Consider the following 20,925-nt stretch of genomic DNA (forward strand, 5'->3'; position numbering starts at 1 on the left):
CGCGCGCCGCACATTCGCCGCCCACGGCCGCCCCGACCTGTGCGAGACTCCCGGGCCACCGATGGGCCAGGACTCCCCTCCCCGGTGCGCCGGCTGCAGCGCTCCGCTCCCGGAGAACGCCCGCTTCTGCCCCTTGTGCGGCCAGCTCGTCACCGCGCCGGATCCCAGCCCCGCCCTCGCCGCGACGGCGTTCCCCGCGACGCAGCTCGGCGCCGTCGGGCTGCCGCCAACCTCCCTGCCGCTGCCGCCGGTGCGGCTCTTGCCCGGGACGGAGATCAGCGTCTATCGCATCGAGTCGACGCTCGGCGAGGGCGGCATGGGCGTCGTCTACCGCGCTCACGACCGGGCGCGCGAGCGCGTCGTGGCCGTCAAATGCCTGCACTCGAACCTCTGCGGCAACCCGGAGATCCGGCGGCGGTTCGCGCGGGAGGCGCGGGTGCTCCGCTCCTGGAGCCACGAGAACGTGGTCGCCGTCTACGATTTCGTCGAGCGCGATCACCTGCTCGCGATCGTCATGGAGTACGTCGACGGGTCGACGCTGGTGCGGCACCTCGAGCGGTGGCGCGGGCGCATCCCCTTCCAGGAGATCCGCGCGCTGTTCGGCGGCGTGCTCGACGCGATGAACGAGGGGCACCGCATGGGCATCATCCACCGCGACCTCAAGCCCGACAACATCCTCGTCACGACCGGGAAAGACGGCCTCTCCCCCAAGATCGTCGACTTCGGCATCGCCAAGATCCTGGAGGGGACGACGTACACGCTGAGCGGCGCGTTCCTCGGGACGTGCTGTTACATGTCGCCCGAGCAGGTGAAGAGCCCCCACGCCGCGGATCGGCGCTCGGACATCTACTCTCTCGGCGTGACGCTCTACAAGCTGACGACAGGGCAGGTGCCGTTCGACAGCCCCAACCATTTCGCCGTGATGATGGCCCACGTCGCCGACGCCCCGGCGCCCCCCTCGTCGCTGCGCCCCGACATCCCGCCGGCCCTCGACCGGCTCGTGCTCGACGCGCTCTCGAAGGATCCGGCGGGGAGGCCGGGGTCATGCGCGGAGTTCCGGGCGCGGCTCGACGAGGCGCTCTCGGAGTTCTCGCCCGCCCCGTCGCGGCCCTCGTCCGACGGGCGCGAGCTCGCGCCGACGGTCCGCGAGAAGACCGGCGAGCAGATGATCCTCGTCCCCGGCGGGCCGTTCCTGAGCGGGCAGCAGCGCAGGAAGGTCCACGTCGACGCGTTCTACATGGATCGCACGCCGGTCACGAACCGCCAGTTCAAGGCGTTCCTCGACGTGACCGGGTACCGCCCCGACGACGACGACGCGAGCCGGCTCCTCACCCATTTCAGGCGCGGCGAGATCCCCGCGGGCCTCGAGGACCACCCCGTTGTGTACGTGTCGTGGGACGACGCGCGGGCCTACGCCAACTGGGCCGGCAAGCGCCTGCCGACCGAGGCCGAGTGGGAGAAGGCCGCGCGCGGCACCGACGGCCGGAAATACCCGTGGGGGCGCGCCGAGCCCGGGCCCACGCGCGCGAACTACGACAACCGCGAGGGCGGGACGGTGCCCGTCGGCTCGCTGCCGGGGGGCGCCTCTCCTTACGGCATCCTCGACCTCGCCGGCAACGTGTGGGAGTGGTGCGAGGACTACGACGATCCGCACTTCTATGCGGACGGCCCCTCCCACAACCCGCGCAACACGCGGCCCTCGGATCGGCCGCTGCTCGTGATGCGCGGCGGCTCGTGGATGTACGGCGCGCAGTCGCTCCGCACCTGGGCGCGCACGAGCTTCGAGGCGCACTACCGCTTCGCCGGCGGCGGCTTCCGCTGCGTGCGAACGGCCTCGTCGAGCTGAGGGCGCGGCGCGGCGGCTGCTCGGCGCACGTGCGGCGGCTCGGCGCGGGCTCGGCGGCTCCGCAGGCTCGGCTGTTCGGCGCGGGCGCGCGGCGCACGAGCGCCTGGTCAACCGGCGGCGGCGCGGATAGAACGCCGGGCGCAGATGCAGACGAACAGGGCCAGGGCGAGCGGCGGCGTCCGCGTGCGGCTGACCGGCGTCCGGCGCGTCTTCCCGGTGCTGGACGACGCGGGCCGCGCGCCGGGGGACGGCGCCCCCGGCGTGATCGCGATCGACGGCATCGATCTCGACATCGCGCCTGGCGCGTTCGTCGCGCTCCTCGGGCCCTCCGGGTGCGGCAAATCCACGCTGCTGCGGCTCGTCGCCGGGCTGGACCGCGCCGACGCCGGCGCGGCCGTCGTGGAGGCCGAGGAGGCGCCGGGCGGCGAACGCCGCGCGGGCGGCGCAGGCGGTGTGCGCGCGCCCCTCGCGTACGTCTTCCAGGACGCCCACCTCCTGCCCTGGCGGAGCGTCCTAGAGAACGCCGCCCTGCCGCTCGAGCTCGCCGGCGCGCCGCTCGACGAGCGCCGCGCGGCGGCGCGGGCGGCGCTCGTCCAGGTCGGCCTCGCCGACGCGGGCGCGCGGTACCCGGCCGAGCTCTCCGGCGGCATGCGCATGCGCGTATCGCTCGCCCGCGCGCTGGTCACGCGCCCTCGGTTGCTCCTGCTCGACGAGCCGTTCGCCGCGCTCGACGAGCTCACGAGGAGCCGGCTCGACGACGAGCTCCGCGCGCTCTGGGCCGAGCTCGGCATGACGGTGCTCTTCGTGACCCACTCGATCACCGAGGCCGCCTACCTCGCCGAGCGCGCCGTCGTCCTGTCCCCGCGGCCGGCGCGCGTCGTCGCCGACCGCACGCTCTCGCTGCCGGACAAGCGGACGGCCGCGCTGCGCACCGAGCCCGCGTTCGCCCGCGAGGTGCGCGCGCTGCAGGAGGCGCTGGAGAGCGGCGGGGCGTGAGGCGCGGACCAGCGAGCCCGGCATTCCCAGTGCTCCACGGGTGGCGGCGAATGAGATCGCGGCAGCTCGGCGCGCCCGGAGGTCGCTTCCGCTCTCCTTTGCCGCCGCGCTCTGACGGCGGCGCGCCGCAGGACTCCTGACGTGCGCTACAGTCCCTCCTGCCCACCATGGCCAACGCGATCCGCATTCGCACCCAGGTCACCTCCGATATCCTCCACATCCCGGAGCTCTCGGCGCTCGCGGGCAAGAACGTCGAGGTGATCATCCTCGAGGAGGAGTCGGCCCCGCACAGGCTCACGCCACCGGCGCGCAAGCTCGGGGCGCTCCGAGGCCTGTTCGACGTCCCTGACGATTTCGACGCTCCCTTGCCCGAGGACATGCTTCACGCCTTCGAGGGAGATGGAGAGACGTGAAGCTGCTCCTTGACACGCATGTGTGGCTCTGGGCTGCGCTCACGCCGGAGCGCATCGCCACGACGGCCCGGCAGGCCATCGAGGATCCTCACAACACCCTCCTGATCTCCGCCGCAAGCGCCTGGGAGATCGCGGTCAAGCACGCGATCGGCAAGCTCCCGCTCCCCGAAAGGCCGGAGCTCCTCGTCCCGCGGGTCATCGCCGCGCTCGAAGGGATCGAGCTCCCCGTGACCTCCCGTCACGCGATCTCGTCCGCGGCCTTGCCGTACCATCACCGAGATCCCTTCGATCGCCTCCTCGTGGCACAGGCGCTTTGCGAAGGGGCAGCGCTCGTCACCGTGGACGAGCTGCTCACTCGCTACGGCGCCACGGTGCTCTGGGCCGGATCGTGACAGGGCAGCGACGCTGGCGCCGCCACGTCGAACCGTCGTTCCCGCGCGCCCGCTGAGCCCGGCCCCTCCCCGGCACGGCCGTCCCCACGACCCCCTGGGCGGTCCGCGCGCCCATTCCACCGCGCAGCTGCCCCCTGCCGCAAAGCGACGTCCATCGTGGCCATCGTGGGCAGAGCTCCCACTCGCCGCACGATCCCGCGCGCGAACGCGCTTCCATGCCGACAGCGCGCTCGTACAATCGCCTCATGCCCACGCGCCCCCGGCGGTTGCTTCCCCGCGCTCTTCCTTGGTTTTTGCTCGCTGCAGCGGCCTGCGGCGATGATCCGGATGTCGCCCTGCCACCCGGCGACGGCGGCGGGGGCAACGGCGGCACGAGCAGCAGCTCGAGCGACGGCGGCGGGTTCGTCGGGTCGATGGCCGCCTCGGGCGGCGCGGGCGGCGAAAGTGGCTGTGAGGGCGTGAGCTGCCGGGCGGACCAGCACTGCGAGGAGGAGGACGGACAGGGCACCTGCGTCGACAACACGTGCGACGACCTCACCTGCGACGCGACCGAGGTGTGCGAGACGCCCCCGGACGCAGGCGCGCGCTGCGTCGATATCGCCTGCCAGAGCGACCTCCAGTGCGCGTTCAACCAGTTCTGCAACGGCACCATCTGCGTCGTCGATGCCTGCACGGCCGGCGAGCGGACGTGCGACGGCAACAGCCTCCAGCTGTGCGTGTCGAACGGCAGCACCGCGAGCGAGCTCTTCACGTGCGGCGGATCGGCCTACTTCGAGAGCGAGTGCACCGACGACGGCGCCGGGACCGCCAGCTGCCCCTGCGAGGACGACTGGGACTGCCCCACCTATGCCTCCTGCGAGGTCGGCTCCTGCTCCGGCACGGGCGCCGCGCCCACGTGCCTCTTGCCGCCGGAGCCGTTCGCGGGCGCCCTGCCGCAGAACGAGATCCAGTGGGGAGGGGAGAACCGCGCCAACTCCGACGCCGCCAACAGCCCGTTCAAGACCTCGGCGCAGACCGTCATGACGCCGCTCGTCGCCAACCTCGACGACGACAACGGCGACGGGCTCATCAACGAGCTCGACTTCCCCGAGATCATCTTCACGACGTTCTGCGGCTCGAATTTCGGCAAGCAGGGCGTCCTCCGGGCGATCCACGGCGGCGGGCCCCGCAAGGGAGAGAACTACTTCGCGGTGCTCGGCGCGCAGGTCTGGCAAGAGGGCGAGCCCATCGACGCGCCCTACGCCTGCGCCGACGCGACGCTGATGCCGACCGCCGGGCTGGCCGTCGGCGATCTCGATGGCGACGGCGTCCCCGAGATCGTCGCGATCACCGCCGTCGTGACGGGGTCCGGGGCCACGGAGGTGACGAAGACAGGGCTCCAGATCTTCAGCAACACGGGCGAGACCAGGGTCCTCGTGAACGAGATCTGGACGGGCTACAACGAGCCGTCGCCCGCGCTCGCCAACATCGACGGACAGGGGCTCCCGGAGATCGTGGTCGGGCCGAACGTGTTCACGTTGCGCGTCGACGAGACGACCCGCGAGCTCTCCATCGTCGACCACTTCAAGGGCGACAAGGCTCAAGGGATACAGGGGTCTCCGACGAACCCGCAGAACCGGCTCGGGCCCATCGCGTGCGTCGCGAACCTCGACGACGACCCCCGGCTGGAGATCGTCGCGGGCAGCACCGCCTATATTCTGCCCCGCCCGCCGCCCGGCGTGACGAGCAGGGCCGGGTGCGCGCCGCCCTACACCGACAAGGACGCGACGGCGTTCTGCGAGGGGAAGCTCCTCGAGCTCTGGGACGGGCAGGCCGTCAACGGCACGGCCGGGATCCCGAACGCGCAGCGCGACGGCCTCTGCGCCGTGGCCGACGTCCTCGGCGAGGACCAGGACGACGCGCCCGGGCCGAGCAACCCGCTCGATAAGGCCCCGGAGGTGATCCTGTTCAACAACGGGTACTTCTTCGTGCTCAACGGGCAGGACGGCACCATCAAGCGCCGCCAGGTGATGACGGCCGAGGGCACCACGTTCGACGGCGGCGCCCCGAACGTGGACGACTTCGACGGCGACGGCTTCCCCGAGGTCGGCACGGCGTTCGGCCTCCGCTACATGATGTTCGATCTCCAGGCGCCGACGGCCGAGTGCCCGGCGTGGCCCAACGCGTTCACCGACGCGGGCACGGGGCTGCAGGGCAACCCGGAGCGGACCCCGAACGGGAAGCCGTGCACCACGGACGAGGACTGCGGCGCCACGGGCGCGGCGACGTGCAACCAGCAGCGGGGCACCTGCGTCTGCTACCACAACGGCTGGCAGCGCTTGACCGAGGACGACTCGAGCCGCACCACCGGGTCGAGCGTGTTCGACTTCAACGGCGACGGCGCGGCCGAGGTCATCTACAACGACGAGTGCTACTTCCGCATCTACGACGGCGTGACGGCCGACGTCCTGTTCAAGGTGCCCTCGCCGAGCCGCACCCGGTCCGAGTACCCGATCGTCGCCGACGTCGACAACGACGGCAACGCGGAGATCGTGTTCGGCACCTCGAACGAATCGACCCATTGCTCGCAAGGCACCGACTACAACAACGGCCTCGAGGTCTGGGGCGCGCAGAACGACCTCTGGGTCTCGGCGCGCCGCATCTGGAACCAGCACAGCTACCACGTGACGAACGTGCTCGAGAGCGGCGGCATCCCCCTGAAGGAGCCCGAGAGCTGGAAGGCGTACGGCGGCCGCGCCTACAACACCTACCGCTCGAACCCGCGGTCGTACGGCATCGCGCCGGATCTCGCGCTGAGCGGCATTCAGGTCTCGTCCCCGGACGCGACCTGCGGCGAGCTCACCGACGAGGTCGCCATCACCGTGCGCGTCGAGAACCTCGGCGATCTCCGCGTGGGCCCCGGCGTCGCCATCAACTTCTACGGCGAGTGGGACACGCCGGACGTGGACGAGCCGCTCTACGGTGACGACCTCGCCCCGCTGAAGTTCGTCCTCCAGAGCAGCATCGAGCCGCACAGCTCGTTGCTCCTCACGGTGCACTACAACGCCGCGCACAACGCGCAGCAGACGCTGCCCGCCCGCGTGCGCGCCGTCGTGGACGAGGACGCCGTCGAGCGCGAGTGCCACGAGGACAACAACGCGCTCACCGCGCCCCTCGACGCCGGCAGCGCGCGCCCGGACCTCCAGATCGAGATCGGCCGGGTGAACACCAACAAGTGCGCCGTGAAGCAGGTCGACGTCCCGACGACCGTCACCAACGCCGGCTCCGCGCCGGCCAGCGACGTGCGGATCCGGTACTACGCGGGCGATCCCGGCCAGGGCGGGACGGCGCTCCACGAGGAGATCATCCCGGGGCCGATCGCGCCCGGGGTGAGCGTGAACCTCACCGCCACCATCGAGAAGTTCCCGTCGAACCTGTCGATCCTGATCTACGCCCTCGTCGATCCGGACGGGGCGATCGACGAGTGCAACGACGGGAACAACAAGGACGCGGCCTCGGACAAGCTCCTGTGCCCGGAGATCAACTGACGCGCCGGCGTCCGGCCGGCGGGCCTCCCCGCCAGCCGGACGCGCGCCACGCCGGCGCCGCGCGCCGCGCTGGCGCGCGCTGACGCACGATCACCGGCTCCCGCCCGGGGCGCGGTGCTATGCCTGTGCGCCCCGCCGCGCCGCTGGCGGCGCCCCGCGAGGCGCGCCGCCCCGGGGCGCTGCACCCCGCGCCCCGCGCGCCGCGACCCAAGCCCCCACAGCGCCATGCTCGGAACATCGAACCTCGCGAAATCATTCGGTGATCGGACCCTCTTCGAGGGCGTCTCGCTCAAGCTGAACCCCGGATCCCGCTACGGCCTGGTGGGCGCGAACGGCTCGGGGAAGACCACCTTCCTGAAGATCGTGGCGGGCGACGAGCCCGCGAGCGACGGGAGCGTCAGCATCCCGAAGGACGCCCGCGTGGGTGTGCTCCGGCAGGACCGGTTCCTCAGCGACGACCAGATCATCCTGGATCTCGCGATGATGGGCGATCGCGTCGTGTGGGAGGCGCTCGTCGAGTCGCGCCGCCTCGCGGAGGACGGCGGTGACGCCGGCCGGGTGGCGGACCTCGAAGATCGCATCCGCGCCCACGACGGCTACACGCTGGAGGCGCGCGCGAGCGCCGTCCTCGAGGGGCTCGGCATCCCCGTGGAGGCGCACCGGAGGCCGCTCTCCACGCTCTCGGGCGGCTTCAAGCTGCGCGTGCTGCTCGCGCAGGTGCTCCTCGGCGGCGCGGACGTGCTGCTGCTCGACGAGCCCACGAACCACCTCGACATCCTCTCCATCCGCTGGCTCGAGAGGTTCCTGGCCGGCTACAAGGGCTGCGCGGTCGTCATCTCCCACGACCAGCGCTTCCTCGACAACGTCGCCACGCACATCCTCGACGTCGACTACGAGACGATCACGCTCTACACGGGCAACTACGCCGCCTTCGTCGTCGAGAAGCGGTCGATCCGCGAGCGCAAGCAGGCCGAGATCGCCCGCGCCGAGAAGATCATCGCGGACAAGCGCGCGTTCGTGGAGCGGTTCGGCGCGAAGGCGACCAAGGCGCGCCAGGCGCAGAGCCGGCTCAAGCAGATCGAGAAGATCGAGGTCGAGGAGCTCGCCGACACGTCGCGGCGCTCGCCGCTGTTCCGGTTCGCGATCCAGAGGCCGAGCGGGCGCGACGTGCTCGAGGCGAAGGGGATCTCGAAGTCGTACGGCGCGAAGCAGGTGCTGCGCGACGTCTCGCTGTCGGTGCGGCGCGGCGAGCGGGTCGCGGTGATCGGGCCGAACGGGCTAGGCAAATCGACGCTGCTCAAGATCCTCGTGGGCCGGCTCGCGGCCGACGCGGGCGGCGCGTCGTGGGGGCACGAGGCCCGCGTCGGCTACTTCGCCCAGGATCACCGCGAGCTGCTCGTCGACGGGTCGATGACGCCGCTCTCCTTCCTGTGGGCGGCGTGCCCCGACGAGTCGCCGAGCTACGTCCGCGGCCAGCTCGGCAGGGCGCTGTTCTCGGGCGACGACGTCGAGAAGAGCGTCGGCTCGCTCTCCGGCGGCGAGGCGGCGCGGCTCATCTTCTGCCGGATCATCGTCGAGCGGCCCAACGTGCTCGTGCTCGACGAGCCGACCAACCACCTCGACCTCGAGGCGATCGAGGGGCTCGTCGAGGGGCTCAAGGCGTTCGAGGGGACGGTGCTCTTCGTCTCGCACGATCGCTACTTCGTCTCCGAGCTGGCGACGCGCATCCTCGAGGTCACGCCGAGCGGGCCGCGCGATTTCCCCGGCACCTACGAGGAGTACCTGGCCGGCTGCGGCGACGATCACCTCGACGCCGACACGGTGGTGCTGAAGGCGAAGCGCGAGCACCAGAAGGCGGCCGCGCCTGCGGAGGCGGGCGGCTCCTGGGAGGAGCAGAAGCGGCGTCGCAACCGGCAGAAGGAGCTGCCCGCGCGGCGCGACAAGGTGCTCGCGTCCATCGAGGCGGCCGAGGCGCGGAAGAAGGCGATCCACGACCTCTACTGCAGCGACGGCTTCTTCGAGCGCACTGGACAGGCCGAGATCGCGGCGCTCCAGGCCGAGGACGAGGCGCTCGGCCCGCGCATCGACGCGCTCATGGCGGAGTGGGAGCAGATCGAGCAGGAGATCGCGGAGCTCGGGGCGGTCCAGGCGCAGTGAGGTCTTGCCGGGCTGCCCGGCCCCGGGAGAGGGGGTCCGCCGCGCGGCGCGGGGGCCCCGCCGAACTCGCCTGAGTCGATGATCCTCCGGCTTCGCCGGAGGATCATCGACTCAGGCTCAAACATCGGCCCATCCCCCGCGCCGCGCGGCGGACCCCCTCTCCCGGGGCCTACGTCTACATGTTCGCGCAATCGCAACGCGAGCGGCGGCTCACCCGCACAGGAGACGGGCCCAGATCGGCGTTTTCGGCGCGCAGGCGCACTCCAGTGCGCTGAGCACCGAAAACGTCGAGGTGGGCCCGTATCCGAAGCGGGTGAGCTGTCGCTCAGTGACCTCTGGTCTTGCGGCTGGCCATGTCGATGCCGACGGCCAGGATGAGGATGATGCCCTTGATGACCGGCTGCCAGAAGCTCTCCGTGTTCATCAGGCTCATCCCGTTGTCGAGCGAGGCCATGACGAGCGCGCCGAGCAGCGCGCCCCAGATGGTGCCCTGCCCGCCGAGGAGCGACGTGCCGCCGATCACGGCGGCCGCGATCGCGTCGAGCTCCATCATCCGGCCGGCGTCCGAGGTCGCGGAGCCGACGCGGGCGGTGAGCACCACGCCCGCGATGCCCGCCATCACGCCCATCAGCGTGAACACGGCGATGAGGTGACGATCGATGTTGATGCCGGAGTAGAAGGACGCCTCGCGGTTGCCGCCGATCGCGTAGAGGTGCCGCCCGAACGTCGTGTGCTTCGCGAGCACCGTGAACGCGGTCGCGAGCACGAGCACGACCAGCACGGGGAACGGGACACCCTCGTAGGAGTTCATCAGGGCGGCGAACGCGAGGGAGAACACGGCGAGCCCGATCCACGGGTAGCGCGCCGTGCCGGTGGCGCGCGCCGCCTTGTACAGCAGCCCGACGCAGAGGATGCCAGCGCCCGCCCAGCCGAGGGTGTGCGGCACGTACGCCTGACCCACGAACAGGTAAGGACGCGCCGGCGAGATGGACACACCGCCTGTCAAGCCCAGGATGGAGCCCTGGAAGATGAGCATCCCGCCGAGCGTGACGATGAAGGGGGGAATCCGCAGCCGCGCCACGAGCGTCCCCTGCACGAAGCCAAGGACGGCCCCGAGCAGGAGCGGCAGGATGAAGGCGGCCGGCAGCGGCCAGCCGAGGCTCACGTAGATCATCGCCGATGAGGCGCCGAGCAGACCGGCGAGCGCGCCCACCGAGAGATCGATCTGCCCCGCGACGATGACCATCACCATGCCGATGGCCAGGATCGACGTCACCGACATCTGCCGCGCGAGGAGCGTCAGGTTGCGCGGCGTCACGAACGTCCCATCGGTCGTGATGGAGAAGGCAATCCAGATCGCGATGAGCGAGCCCACCATCGAGAGGGCGCGCCAGGGGATACGCACGCGAAGCTTGGCCTCGCTCATTCCGTCACCTTCCTCGTTGCAGCAGCCATCACGCGCTCCGCGGTCGCGTCCTTCCGGTCGAGGCAGGCCGTCGGTCTGCCCTGGTTGAGGACCAGCACGCGGTGGCTCATGCCAAGCAGCTCCGGCAGATCGGAGGACACGAGCACCACGGCGAGCCCATCCGAAGCGAGCTTGTGGATGAGCTGGTAGATCTCCGCCTTCGCCCCGACGTCGATTCCCCGGGTCGGCTCGTCGAGCAGCAGCACCCGGGGCCCCGTCATCAGCCATTTGCCGATGACGATCTTCTGCTGGTTGCCGCCCGAGAGCTGGTTCGCGAGCGCGAGCGGCCCCGACGCCTTGGTCCTGAGCGCCTTCATCTGCTCGACCGCCGTGACCTCTCGCTCGGCGTGATCGAGGAAGAGCCCCTTCACGAACCGCCGCAGGGTCGCGAGCGTGATGTTGTCGAGGAGGGTCGCCTCGAGCACGAGGCCGTAGCGCTTGCGATCCTCGCTGACGAGCGCGATGCCCGCGTCGATCGCCTGCTCGGGCGCCCTGTACGGCGGCGTGGCGGGCCCGCCTCGGACCGAGATCGCGCCGGTGACGCGGCTCGTCGCAGCGCCGAAGATCGTCGAGAGGAGCGCGGTGCGACCGGCGCCCATGAGGCCGCCGATGCCCAGCACCTCGCCGGCGCGCACCTCGAAGCTCACGTCGCGCAGCACGAACCGCCCGGGGTGCCCGGCGTCCTCGACCGACCAGCCCTGGACCGACATCGCGACGGGGCCCTCCGGCGGCGGGGGGCAGGGGTAGAGGTTCGTCACCTCGCGGCCGACCATGTACGAGATGACGTTGTCGGGCGAGAGCGCGGTCCGCGGCTGGGTCGTGATCGACTTCCCGTCACGGAGGACCGTGATGCGGTCGGCGATCTCGAAGACCTCCTCGAGCCGGTGGCTGATGTAGATGCAGGAGACGCCGCGGGCGCGCAGATCGCGCAGCAGGCCGAGCAACGTCTTCACGCCGGACTCGGTGAGCGCCGCCGTGGGCTCATCGAGGACGAGGATCTTCGCGTCCTTGAGCAGCGCCTTCGCGATCTCGACCATCTGCTGCTGGCCGATGCCCAGCTCCTTGATCGGGCGCTCGGGATCGATGTCGAGCCCGACGCGCGCGAGCGCCTCCCGCGCCAGGGCCCGCACCGCGTCCCAGTCGATGAGCCCACCGCGGACGGGCTCGCGCCCGAGCACGAGGTTCTCGGCGACGCTGAGATCGGGCACGAGCGCGAGCTCCTGCGCGATCAGCGCGATGCGGTGCTCCTCGGCGCTGCGCATGCTGCTGAACTGCACGACGCCGCCGTTCAAGCGGATCTCGCCGCCGTACGTGCCTGCGGGGTAGTAGCCGCACAGGATCTTGATGAGGGTGCTCTTACCCGCGCCGTTCTCGCCGCAGAGGGCGTGAATCTCGCCTTCCTGGAGGTCGAACGAGACGCCATCGAGGGCTTTCACACCGGGGAACTGCTTCGTGATCGATGCGAGCTCGAGGAGAGGCATTGTCCTGGGCGCAAGGGGGCGTCAGCGCGCGGCCACGTTCGCCTGGGAGGGGCCTGCGATGCAAGCACTTTGTTGGAAGCGCGCAGAGGATCCAGGCGCGCAGGTCGTCACGCGTCACGCGTCACGCGTCTCGCGTGTTTCCTGGGAGGTGCGGGGGGCGAAGAATGTATGAGAGCCCCCGGCGAGGGATCCCGGAGCGACCCGGGCGACGGCGCTCAGTTGTAGAAGCCGAGGTCGTCGATGTAGAGGTCGAACTCGGGTGCCTTGCCGATCTGGAACTGGAGCGAGTAGAGCTTCGCCGCGTCGATCTGCTCGGTGCCCGCCGGATCGCCCCAGCCGCCCTGCTTCAGCTCCTCGAAGGGAATGGTGAACTGCTGCCACTCCTCGGTGGCGGCGAACGTCTTCTGCCACGCGTCGCACTTGTCTGAACAGGCGCCGCCGACAGGATCCGTCCCCGGGTCGGAGATCATGACGGTCGCGCTCGTGCCGGAGCCCGGGCCGAGCTTCGCCCAGAAGGTGATTCCGGTGTACGCCGAGGCGTCATAGGAGGCCTTGACCCCCTCGGGGCTGTTCAGATCGAAGCCGAAGCCAGCGCCCCACTCCGTGAAGCCCGTCCCCCACGAGCGCGCCGCGTACATGCTCTGCGCGCGCGCCGGCTCGAGCGCCGTCATCGTGAAAGGCTCTGCCCCGGTCCCCTCCGGATCGGGCGGCGGGGTCTGCGTGGCCCCCTCCGACGCGTCATTGAAGGTGTACCAGTAACCAACACGCCCGCCGTCGGCCAGGATGGCGTTGTCGTTGTCCTCCATGTCATCGATCATCTCGATCGTCTGGGGGCCGGCGCCCGCGCCCGTCGACGCCGAGGTGCTCGCGGCCGTCGAGGCCGTGGAGGTGTCGGTGCTCCCCGTGCTCGTCGTCGTGGTCGTCGGGTCCACGGTGCCCGCGGAGGTCGTGCTGCCGGCGCTGCCGGCGCCGCCCGCGCCCCCGCTCCCGCCGCCGCCACCGTCGTCGTCGCCGCACGCGGCGAACGCCGCGACAGCCAGTCCACAGACCGCCAAGTTAAAAGCACGCAGGAAAATTCTAGTTGTCATACGTTCACATCTCCGTATCTACGTTATTCTAATCAGCGCTCGCTCTGGGCCGGACGTCAATTGAATCGAGGAGCGTCCTGGCGCGGCGAGTATCGCCTGGAAGCTCAGGCCCTGCAACCTTCTTCTTTCCTCGCTGCAATCCATCTTTGTCATCGTTCGCCATCGTTCGCCGTCGTTCGCCCTGGAAGCGAGGCTCGCGCGAATGTCCTTGTTGGGGCCGCTCGCAACGGCGGTGGCATGTTCGGAGCGTCGTTGAGACGTGAGCGCCTGGATCAGCGCGAGTGGCCGCCTGCTTGCAAGGCGCCTTCGCGGGCTCTCTCGGCGAGGCTCGAAGGAGGAAAGATGGCACGGGCGAAGGCTGGCCGGCGAGCGCGCGCCGCGGCGCAGAGGAGCGCGCAGAGCGCGGACCGGGAGCAGAGCGGCGGTGAAGGCGCGCCCCCGACGGAGCAGGAGAGAGCCCCGCGGGGAGAGCGGCAGAGCGCCGCGGCGCAGCGCGCGAGCTGCGCGCGGCTGCCGGGGAGGAGGGGAATCGCGGGGCTGCTCCTGAGCCGGCTGGAGACGGCGGCATACCGCATCTACGAGCGGGTCGCCGGGCTGTCCGAGGAGCGGCCGGCGCTCGGGGTCGAGATCGCCGCGTCGGCGCTGCGGGCGCTCGGGGCCCGCGCCCCGCGGGTCGTGAGCAGCGTCACGGTGAGCCGCGCGCGGGCGGCGGTCCTGTACGCGCTGCAGGACGCGGCGGGCGTGCGGCGCCTCCTGCCGAGCATCGGGCGCGTGGAGGCCGGCGCGAAGAGGCAAGCCTCGACGATCCGGGCGGCCGGCGCGGGTGGCCCGGAGCGCACGCCGGCAGGGGTCGTTTCGCTCGCGACCGCGCCGGGCGACGGGGGCACGGAGATCAAGGTGGTGCTGCCGGGCGCGCGGCCGCGGGGGCGGCTCGCGCGCGCGGCGGGCGAGCTGCTGGCGGAGCTGCCCAGGCGGCAGCTGCGGGGCGAGCTGCGGCGCCTGAGGCAATGGATCGAGATCGGCGAGATCCCGACGACGGCGGGGCAGCCGTCCGGCCGGGCAGACCGTGAGAGGGAGTGACCATGCGCGCGATCTGCTGGAACGGGGTGGATGACATCGTCGTGGAGTCGGTGCCCGAGCCGAAGCTCATCAGCCCGCACGACGCCATCGTCCGCGTCTCGCTGTCGTCGGTCTGCGGCTCGGATCTGCACCTGCTCCACGGGTACGTCCCGACGATGAAGCAGGGCGACATCCTCGGGCACGAGTTCCTCGGCGAGGTCGTGGAGACGGGCGCCGAGGTGAAGCGGGTGCAGCGGGGAGATCGCGTCGTCGTGTCGTCCATCATCGGGTGTGGGCGGTGCGCGTATTGCCAGCGCGAGCTATGGTCGCTCTGCGAGAACTCGAATCCTCATCACGTGGTGACGGACAGGGTGTTCGGGGATACGACGGCCGCGATCTTCGGCTACTCGCATGCTTTCGGGGGCTTCGCGGGGAGCCACGCCGAGTACGTGCGCGTGCCGTTCGCGGATCACGGCGCGTTCAAGGTCCCCGACGGGGTGCGGGACGAGAGCGCGCTGTTCGCCTCCGACGCGCTCTCGACGGGCTACATGGCGGCCGAGCTCTGCGACATCCGCCCGGGCCAGGTCGTCGCCGTCTGGGGGTGCGGGGGCGTCGGTCAGATGGCGATCAAGAGCGCCTATCTCCTCGGCGCCGAGCGCGTCATCGCGATCGACCGGATCGCGGACCGCCTGGCGATGGCGAGGGCGCACGGGGGCGCCGACGCCGTGAACTACGCCGAGGTCGACGTCCAGGAGGCGCTCCGCGAGATGACGGGCGGACGCGGCCCCGACGCCTGCATCGACGCGGTGGGCATGGAAGCCGACGGGACGGGCCTGCAGCACGCGGTCGATCGGGTGAAGCAGGCGTTCCGGATGCAGAGCGACCGCCCGCTCGTGCTGCGCGAGGCGATGCTGGCCTGCCGCAAGGGCGGCACGGTGTCCATCGTGGGCGTCTATTCCGGGTTCGCCGACAAGATCCCGCTCGGCGCGCTCATGAACAAGGCGCTCATCGTCAGGACCGGCCAGCAGCACGGACAGCGGTACATCCCGCGGCTGCTCGATCACATCCAGCGCGGCGACATCGATCCGTCGTACCTCCTGACGCACCGGATGTGCCTCGACGACGGGCCGCGCGGATACCGCCTCTTCGAGGCGCGCGCGGAGGCGTGCGTGCGCGCGGTGTTCGCCCCCTGACCCTGGCGAGGCCGCCGCCCCCGACCGCGAGCGCTAGCGCTCCTGCCCCTTCGCCAGCGTCGCCTGGATGGCCTGCGCCCGCTTCAGGTGGCTCGCCGTCTCGTCGCGAATGCGCTGGAGCTCCCGCTTCATCTCCTGGTTCTTCACCCTCGGGATGGCCTGCTCGTCCAGCATCCGCAGGGCATGGGCGTGCATCCTCACCTGGATGGCCATGTACGTCTGGTCGAATTTCTCGGCCGGCTGCTGCTGGAGGTACGCCGCGATGATGGACGAGTGCCCGGCGATCATCGCGCTCGCCCGCGTCGGCTCCGCCTTGATCCGGAGGCGCCGGAGGAGCGCGCTCAGGCGGATGTTCCCCTGGGTGTGGGCCTCGAGCATCTCCCTGGCGAAATCCTTCACCTCGCGCGACCGCGCCTGTTTGCGGGCGATCATCGCAAGGGAGATCTCGACCTCGTTGGCCACGGAGATCACCTTGGCGAGGGCGCCGTCCGACACCTGTGTCTCCTCGGACCGCGGGCTCGCCTCCTCCAGCCGCTGCTGCAGCTGGGAGATCTGCGCGCCCTGATGGACGTAACCTCCACGCCCACCCGCGTGCGCGGAGCTGCCGATGACGCTCGCGGCGAGCGCCGCGATCGCCGCGACGCGATGCTTGAAATGATGGCGCATCATGGTGGATTCCCTTCCTGGATTTCCGCGGCGCGCTTCACCGGCCGATCCGTGGATGCCCGCGGCTCACGACGTCTCGAACGTCAAGCAAGCCGCGGACCCGCTCTCGACGTAATCCGAGGGACTGCCCTGCTCATGGCGCTGCGCGCGGGTGCGCTCGCGGGGCGATCGACGCACACCCGGGGAGTCGTCCCCGCCGTATCTCGGGATTCCACGTCAAACCCATCAAGCTGGCCATCCCCCGTTGAATCGAGCGTGCAACCCGACAAAGGCGCTCGCCTCCACGAAAGGCGCGGTCTCCGGCGGAGGCCCGGCTCCCTCGGCAATCGCGCTCCTCCGGGAAATCCCCTGCCCCCCGAGGTGGGAGGGGCTTGCGGGGCGCGGGTCCCGGTGGTCAAGTGAAGCGTGGAGCGGCCCCGGGCCGCCTCGCGCGCTGGCGAAGAGCTCGCCCGGGGGCCTCCGCGAATTCGCACATGCCTGACCGCGGCTTCATCCTCACGCCCACGACCCGGGTCGTCGCCGGGTGCCCGGAGATCCACCTCCACGCGGTGATGGAGGACGGCGCGCCGGCGCTCGTCATCGAGGACAGGTTCAGGCCCTACTTCTTCGTGCGCGCCCGCGACGAGGACGTCGCGCGGCGGCTCGCGGATCGCCGCGTCTCTCCGCAGGCGCTCGAGACGCTCGACGGAGAGCCGGTCCTGCGCGTCGAGGCCGCGCTCCCGCGGGACGTCACGGCGCTGCGCGACAGGCTGGCCGAGGCCGGCGCCGACGCCCTCGAGGCGGACGTGCGCTTTCCCTACCGCTTTCTCATCGATCGCGGCATCCGCGGGGCGTTCGCGGTCTCCGGGCCCTTCGAGCTCCACCCGGGCGTCGGGCGCGTGTACCGCAATCCCACGCTCGTCCCCGCGAGCTTCGTCCCCCGTCTCCGCGTGCTCTCGCTCGATATCGAGACGAGCCTCGACGGCGAGCACCTCTATGCCATCGCCGTGGCGGGCGCGGGCGGCGAGCGCTGCCTCCTCGTCCGCGACGAGCCGGCGCCCGGCGGGCTCCCTGCCTTCGTCGAGCGCTTCCCTGACGAGCGGACGCTCCTCGAGCGCTTCCTCGAGCTCGTCGCGCAGGCGGACCCCGACGTCCTGACCGGCTGGAACATCCCGGATTTCGATCTGCCCGCGCTCCAGCGTTATTGCCGGCGCGCCGGGCTCCTCTGCGCGCTCGGGAGGGGCGATGACGAGATCGCGATCCTGCGCGATCCGGGCTTCTCGCGCGAGGCGCGCGCCGTCCTGCCGGGGCGGGTGGTGCTCGACGGCCTCGCGCTCCTCCGCGGCGCCTTCCTGCGGCTGGACGATTACCGCCTCGAGACCGCCGCTCGGACGATCCTCGGGCGCGGCAAGCTGTTCGGGCCAGACGACCGGGGCGAGCAGATCGAGGCGTCGTACCGCGACGACCCGGCGCGGCTCGCGGAGTACAACCTCGAGGACGCGCGCCTCGTCCGGGATCTGCTGGAGAAGACAGGGCTCATCGAGCTCTCGGCGCGGAGGAGCCTGCTCACCGGCATGCAGCTCGACCGCGTGGGGGCGCAGATCGCCGCGATCGACTCGCTCTACCTGCCCGCGCTCCGCGCCCGCGGCAAGGTCGCGCCCTCGGTGTCGAGGGAGGGGCCGGAGGGAGGGGCGGAGATCGCCGGCGGCCTGGTGCTCGATTCGCTGCCGGGGCTCTACCGCAACATCGTTGTGTACGATTACAAGAGCCTCTATCCGAGCCTCATTCGCACGTTCAACATCGACCCGCTGACGTTCGTCGCCGGGGGCGCGGGGCCGCCCGAGGCGCTCATCGTGACGCCGGGCGGCGCGGCCTTCCGGCGCGGCGAGCCGGGCATCTTGCCCGAGCTCGTCGCGCGCCTCTGGGACGAGCGGGCCGAGGCGCGGCGGGCGGGCGACGAGCGGGGCGCGATGGCCATCAAGATCCTCATGAACTCGCTCTTCGGCGTGCTCGGCTCCCCCGCGTCGCGCCTGTTCTCCCCCGAGGTCGCGAACGCCATCACGCGCGCCGGGCAGCACGTCATCAGGCTCACGGCCGAGGCGGTGCGGAGGGCCGGGCACCGGGTGCTTTACGGGGACACCGACTCTCTCTTCGTCGATATAGGCGAGCCGGACGCGGCGCGCGCCGTCGCCCGGGCCGAGGAGCTCCGCGACGCCATCTCCGGGTCGGTCGCCGCCGAGATCGCGAGGACGTTCGGCTGCGAGAGCCGGCTGGAGCTCGAGTTCGAGAAGGTCTATGCGCGCTTCCTCCTGCCCGAGCTGCGCGGCGCCGCGCAGGGCAGCAAGAAGCGCTATGCGGGCCTCGTCGCCGGGGAGGGCGGCGACAAGCTCGAGATCGTCGGGCTCGAGGCGGTCCGGCGGGACGCGAGCGCGGTCGCGCGGCGCTTCCAGCGGGAGCTGCTCGACCTGGTCTTCCACGATCGGCCGGTGGAGGGCTTCGTGCGGAGCTTCGTGACGGAGCTCCGCGCGGGGCGGTTCGACGCGGAGCTCGTCTACAAGAAGGCGCTGAGAAAGCCGCTCGGCGCTTACACGAAGACGACGCCGCCGCACGTGAAGGCGGCCCGCAAGCTGGGCGGCGACGCGGGGCGGATCGTGGCCTATGTGATCACGCGCGCTGGCCCCGAGCCGGCGGGCCAGACGACCGCGCCGCCGGACTACGATCATTACGTGTCGCAGCAGCTCAAGCCGATCGCGGACTCGGTGCTGCGGTGGCTGGGCGGGGCCGATTTCGATGAGATGACGGGCGCGCGGCGGCAGCTCTCGCTGTTCTGACCCGGCGCTGGTCGCACCAGGCGAACCCGGGGGCGGGCGGGCGGGCGCGTGGCGGAGTCTCCGGAGGCGCGCCGGGAGATCAAGAGCTCACGGGCGCGCCCGGGGAGATCACGTGGCCGACAGCGCGTCGGAGACCATCGCGCGCGCCTCGTCGAGCACGCGATCGAGGTGCGCCTGGTCCTTGAAGCTCTCCGCGTAGATCTTGTAGACGTCCTCGGTGCCCGAGGGCCGCGCGGCGAACCAGCCGTTCTCCGCGACGACCTTGAGCCCGCCGATCTCGCCGCCGTTGCCGGGCGCGCGCGTGAGCTTCGCGGTGATCGGCTCGCCCGCGAGGGTCTCGGCGCGCACCGCGTCGGGGGAGAGCTTCTTGAGCACGCTCTTCTGGCTCGGCGTGGCCGGCGCGTCGATGCGCGTGTAGATCGGCGCGCCGAACCGCGCCGTGAGGTCGCGGTAGTGCTCGGCCGGGTCGCGCCCGGTGCGGGCGAGGATCTCGGCGGCGAGCAGGTCGAGGAGGATACCGTCCTTGTCCGTCGACCACACCTGCCCGTTCTTCCGCAGGAACGAGGCGCCCGCGCTCTCCTCGCCGCCGAAGCCGAGCGAGCCGTCGAGCAGCCCGTCGACGAACCACTTGAAGCCCACCGGCACCTCGCGGAGCGGGCGGCCGAGGTCCTTCGCCACCCGATCGATCATGCTGCTCGAGACGAGCGTCTTGCCCACGGCCGCGTCGGACCGCCAGAGCGGGCGGTTCCGGAAGAGGTAGGACACGGCCACGGCGAGGTAATGGTTCGGGTTCATCAGCCCGGCGCTGCGGGTGACGATGCCGTGGCGATCCGAGTCGGCGTCGTTGCCGAACGCGAGATCGTAGTCGTCCTTGAGCGCGATGAGGTTCGCCATCGCGTGCGGCGACGAGCAGTCCATGCGGATCTTGCCGTCGTGATCGAGGGGCATGAAGCTGAAGGTGGGGTCGACGGCCTGGTTCACCACCGTGATATCCAGCCCGAATTTCTCGGCGATCGGCGCCCAGTACGCGATGTTCGAGCCGCCGAGCGGGTCGACGCCGATGCGCAGCTTCGCGCCGCGGACGGCCTCGAGATCGACGACGTTGCCGAGATCGGCGACGTAGGGGCCGATGAAATCGTACGGGTGGGTCGTCGGCGCGCGCAGCGCGGCCTCGTAGGGCGTGCGCTTCACGCCCGCGTTGTCGGCGCGGAGCAGCTCGTTGGCGCGCGCCTCGATCCAGCCGGTGACGGCGGTGTCGGCCGGCCCGCCGTTCGGCGGGTTGTACTTGATGCCGCCGTCGTCGGGCGGGTTGTGCGACGGCGTGATCACCACGCCGTCCGCGAGCCCCGAGGTGCGCCCGCGGTTGGCCGTGAGGATCGCGTGCGAGATGGCCGGCGTCGGCGTGACGCCGTTCCGCTCGGCGATGAGGACGTCGACGCCGTTGGCCGCGAAGACCTCGATCACGCTGCGCTGCGCCGGCTCCGAGAGCGCGTGCGTGTCCATGCCGAGGTAGAGCGAGCCCGTCGTGCCCTCCTTCGCGCGGTAGTCGCAGATGGCCTGCGCGACCGCGAGGACGTGCGCCTCGTTGAAGCTGCGCCGCGCGGCCGAGCCGCGGTGGCCGGAGGTGCCGAAGGCGACGCGCTGCTGCGGATCGCCCATGTCGGGGCGCTCGCTGTAGTACTGCGCGCGCAGCGTGTCGGGATCGATCAGCACATCGGGAGGGGCCTTGCGGCCCGCGAGCGGGTGGAGCGGCATGAACCTCCGCATAGCCGAGCGCGCGGGACGAGCCAACCCTTCCACGGGGCGCCCCGGGCGCCGCGCAGGGGCGCGGC

General features: G+C 71.3%; 14 protein-coding genes. 9 read left to right on the plus strand and 5 right to left on the minus strand.

Annotated elements, in window-relative coordinates; genetic code table 11:
- Positions 1 to 61: 61 nt before the first annotated feature.
- The 6 genes from WME97_RS29950 to WME97_RS29975 all read left to right on the plus strand — a co-directional run bounded on the left by WME97_RS29950 (position 62) and on the right by WME97_RS29975 (position 9,331).
- Complete coding sequence (locus WME97_RS29950) at positions 62 to 1,846, plus strand: SUMF1/EgtB/PvdO family nonheme iron enzyme (RefSeq protein WP_437542396.1); 1,785 nt, start codon at positions 62 to 64, stop codon at positions 1,844 to 1,846.
- Between the two features lie 144 nt (positions 1,847 to 1,990).
- Positions 1,991 to 2,842, plus strand: a complete 852-nt coding sequence (locus WME97_RS29955) for an ABC transporter ATP-binding protein (RefSeq protein ID WP_437542397.1) — start codon at positions 1,991 to 1,993, stop codon at positions 2,840 to 2,842.
- A gap of 167 nt (positions 2,843 to 3,009) precedes the next feature.
- A complete protein-coding gene (locus WME97_RS29960; RefSeq protein ID WP_437542398.1) occupies positions 3,010 to 3,255 on the plus strand; it encodes a hypothetical protein in 246 nt (81 codons plus the stop codon).
- Positions 3,252 to 3,647 (plus strand): type II toxin-antitoxin system VapC family toxin, encoded by a 396-nt coding sequence (locus WME97_RS29965; protein ID WP_437542399.1) that lies wholly within the window; start codon positions 3,252 to 3,254, stop codon positions 3,645 to 3,647. Before WME97_RS29960 ends, WME97_RS29965 begins: the two co-directional genes overlap by 4 nt.
- Positions 3,648 to 3,892: 245 nt before the next feature.
- A complete protein-coding gene (locus WME97_RS29970; protein ID WP_437542400.1) occupies positions 3,893 to 7,174 on the plus strand; it encodes a CARDB domain-containing protein in 3,282 nt (1,093 codons plus the stop codon).
- A gap of 225 nt (positions 7,175 to 7,399) precedes the next feature.
- The gene (locus WME97_RS29975) at positions 7,400 to 9,331 is read left to right on the plus strand and encodes an ABC-F family ATP-binding cassette domain-containing protein (RefSeq protein WP_437542401.1); all 1,932 of its coding nucleotides are present in this window, start codon (positions 7,400 to 7,402) and stop codon (positions 9,329 to 9,331) included.
- Between the two features lie 325 nt (positions 9,332 to 9,656).
- On the opposite strand, the gene WME97_RS29980 is transcribed toward WME97_RS29975, so the two are convergent.
- The 3 genes from WME97_RS29980 to WME97_RS29990 all read right to left on the minus strand — a co-directional run bounded on the left by WME97_RS29980 (position 9,657) and on the right by WME97_RS29990 (position 13,332).
- A complete protein-coding gene (locus WME97_RS29980) occupies positions 9,657 to 10,757 on the minus strand; it encodes a sugar ABC transporter permease (protein WP_437542402.1) in 1,101 nt (366 codons plus the stop codon).
- On the minus strand, positions 10,754 to 12,277 hold the full coding sequence (locus WME97_RS29985; protein ID WP_437542403.1) for a sugar ABC transporter ATP-binding protein: 1,524 nt from the start codon (positions 12,275 to 12,277) through the stop codon (positions 10,754 to 10,756). The genes WME97_RS29980 and WME97_RS29985 overlap by 4 nt, the downstream gene beginning before the upstream one ends.
- Before the next feature lie 215 nt (positions 12,278 to 12,492).
- Entirely contained in the window at positions 12,493 to 13,332 is an 840-nt protein-coding gene (locus WME97_RS29990; protein ID WP_437542405.1) for a CIA30 family protein, read from the minus strand.
- A 375-nt stretch (positions 13,333 to 13,707) separates the two neighbouring features.
- Between WME97_RS29990 and WME97_RS29995 the strand changes: the two genes are divergently transcribed.
- Together WME97_RS29995 and WME97_RS30000 are read left to right on the plus strand one after the other, a co-directional pair.
- Positions 13,708 to 14,445, plus strand: a complete 738-nt coding sequence (locus tag WME97_RS29995) for a hypothetical protein (protein WP_437542406.1) — start codon at positions 13,708 to 13,710, stop codon at positions 14,443 to 14,445.
- Positions 14,446 to 14,447: 2 nt separating this feature from the next.
- Positions 14,448 to 15,617 (plus strand): zinc-dependent alcohol dehydrogenase, encoded by a 1,170-nt coding sequence (locus tag WME97_RS30000; RefSeq protein ID WP_437542407.1) that lies wholly within the window; start codon positions 14,448 to 14,450, stop codon positions 15,615 to 15,617.
- Between the two features lie 33 nt (positions 15,618 to 15,650).
- Here the strand turns inward: WME97_RS30000 and WME97_RS30005 are convergent, their stop codons facing one another.
- Positions 15,651 to 16,286: a DUF4142 domain-containing protein gene (locus tag WME97_RS30005; RefSeq protein WP_437542408.1), complete on the minus strand. Its 636-nt coding sequence runs from the start codon at positions 16,284 to 16,286 to the stop codon at positions 15,651 to 15,653.
- A gap of 470 nt (positions 16,287 to 16,756) precedes the next feature.
- On the opposite strand from WME97_RS30005, the gene WME97_RS30010 reads away from it, so the two are divergent.
- Positions 16,757 to 19,093, plus strand: a complete 2,337-nt coding sequence (locus WME97_RS30010; RefSeq protein ID WP_437542409.1) for a DNA polymerase II — start codon at positions 16,757 to 16,759, stop codon at positions 19,091 to 19,093.
- A gap of 108 nt (positions 19,094 to 19,201) precedes the next feature.
- On the opposite strand, the gene pgm is transcribed toward WME97_RS30010, so the two are convergent.
- Positions 19,202 to 20,848 (minus strand): phosphoglucomutase (alpha-D-glucose-1,6-bisphosphate-dependent), encoded by a 1,647-nt coding sequence (gene pgm / locus WME97_RS30015; protein ID WP_437542410.1) that lies wholly within the window; start codon positions 20,846 to 20,848, stop codon positions 19,202 to 19,204.
- Between the last annotated feature and the right edge of the window lie 77 nt (positions 20,849 to 20,925).

The organism is Sorangium sp. So ce367, assembly GCF_051520455.1.
In the GTDB taxonomy this organism is placed as follows: Bacteria; Myxococcota_A; Polyangia; order Polyangiales; family Polyangiaceae; genus Sorangium; species Sorangium cellulosum_B.